The following is a 1840-nucleotide window of genomic DNA, read 5'->3' on the forward strand; positions in this document are numbered from 1 at the left end:
TCTAGGTGCGAAAGTTGAGTTTCTAACAAAAAAAGAGTGCCCAATCTGGACACTCACCCATCAACAATCCTTTCCCCACGCATGTACAATTTCTTCGCGTGGAAAAACGTTACATGTGTAGACAAGGTTCGCTCCCCAAACAGTTCGTTCAAATAACCAGCCACCGCCTGCGCAGCAAACCGATTGGTAATTAACCTCTGTGGCTCAGACGCGATCACCTGTGAGCAGGCCATTTCAGAGGGAGCGATCTCGTCCTCATCCTCCAATATGTCCGGAAAGCGGCCGGCCACCGGTTCCAGAAACGTTTTTCCGTTCAATCTCAATCCGGCTACTACTTGTCCTGTCCATCCAATATTCGCGTGACGCTGCTTCTCCTCCTCCGTCCACTCTTCTCGTGGCCGGCGGTCACGAGGAACCCAGGCAGCTTCCACTCCCACATCGATGTAGAGCAGCTTTTCTTGACTGAGAAAGTAACTGTGCATGATCTGGCGTGACTGCTCCCGGTTGAGCCTGGTCGATCCTCTCCTGCAAGGAGACCGATGCGGCACTGACCCGGTCGAAAAAAACGGCCCCGACCGTGAGTCCGGCGATTCCTGCGGCCAACAGCATGCGGGCCATGGTGCGGGTATTCCTTCTACCGAACAGATTTCTCCCCCCTTCGTCTTGCTTCTTTCCGAACACACCATCAACATAGCGCTCCCCGGCCTGTTCGTAAATGACTCAACCGGGCTATAAACCTTGACAAAAAAACAACAAAAGCGAGCGTTCGCGAGGCAGCACCATCCCTCCGCTGCGGGGATGGTTTCTGTACGACGTCAGTTCGCCCGCACGGCGGTATCGTGAAATTTTGTCATGTTTGTGAAATGAATCACAAAGTGTGATGCTCGTCACATCTGAACAAACGCTTTTTACGCATAATGGAAACAGACACAGGGATGGCTCACACACATCCCACATTGAACAGGAGAAGGAGGACGTATCCATGTTTTGTTATCAATGCGAGCAAACAGCGACTGGCGGCTGCAAAGTAGTCGGCGTATGCGGGAAAAATGAAGATCTGGCCAGCATCCAAGATACGATTGTATTTGCCCTCAAAGGAATCGCTGCTTATGCAACACATGCAAGGGAGTTGGGGTATACGGACCCCGAAGTGGATGCGATTACCCATGAAGCCCTGTACTTCACTTTGACAAATGTAAATTTTCATTTCCAGGAACATGTTGACATGGCCATGAAAGTTGGGTCGGCAGCGATAAAAGTGATGGAACTGCTGGACCGTGCACATACGGAACGATTTGGCATCCCTCAGCCTATTACGGTCACGCAAAATAAAATCGAAGGAAAATGTATTGTCGTCACCGGTCATAACCTGCTTGCCCTGGAAGAATTGCTGAAACAAACAGAAGGCAAAGGAATCAATGTTTATACGCACTCGGAGATGCTGCCTGCCCACGGATATCCTGCATTACGAAAATATCCTCATTTAAAGGGAAACATCGGAAAGGCCTGGTACGATCAGCGAAAACTGTTTGAAGAATTCCCTGGGGCCATATTGGCGACAACCAATTGTGTGATGCCGATTAAGGGAACCTACTCGGACCGATTCTTCTCCTATGAAGTAGCAGGACTGGAAGGCGTTACGAAAATTGAACATAACGATTTTACTCCGATCATCGAAAAAGCGTTGCAACTGCCAGCGGCACATATCGACTCGGATCAGAAACTGGTCACCGGCTATCACCACGAAACCGTGATCGGTCTGGCGCCGGAACTGATTTCGGCCGTACACGAAGGCAAGATTCGGAGGTTTTTTGTGATCGTGTCAACTGCAAATGAAAAT

The 1840-nt window shown here is 49.9% G+C and carries 2 protein-coding genes; one reads left to right on the plus strand and one right to left on the minus strand.

Annotated features, from left to right (window positions below; translation table 11 throughout):
* Positions 1-53 precede the first annotated feature (53 nt).
* A complete protein-coding gene (locus EDM54_RS26075; protein ID WP_122959102.1) occupies positions 54-482 on the minus strand; it encodes a hypothetical protein in 429 nt (142 codons plus the stop codon).
* 500 nt (positions 483-982) lie between these two features.
* On the opposite strand from EDM54_RS26075, the gene EDM54_RS26085 reads away from it, so the two are divergent.
* The coding region (locus EDM54_RS26085; RefSeq protein WP_459553709.1) for an anaerobic carbon-monoxide dehydrogenase catalytic subunit at positions 983-1840 on the plus strand (858 nt) is incomplete at its 3' end.

Origin of the sequence: Brevibacillus borstelensis (genome assembly GCF_003710865.1) — a bacterium.
Lineage (GTDB): Bacteria > Bacillota > Bacilli > Brevibacillales > Brevibacillaceae > Brevibacillus > Brevibacillus borstelensis.

What these genes read in the sequence shown, in the direction of transcription:
- EDM54_RS26075 (WP_122959102.1), bottom strand. Translation starts at nt 482, where the DNA reads ATGCACAGTTACTTTCTCAGTCAAGAAAAGCTGCTCTACATCGATGTG.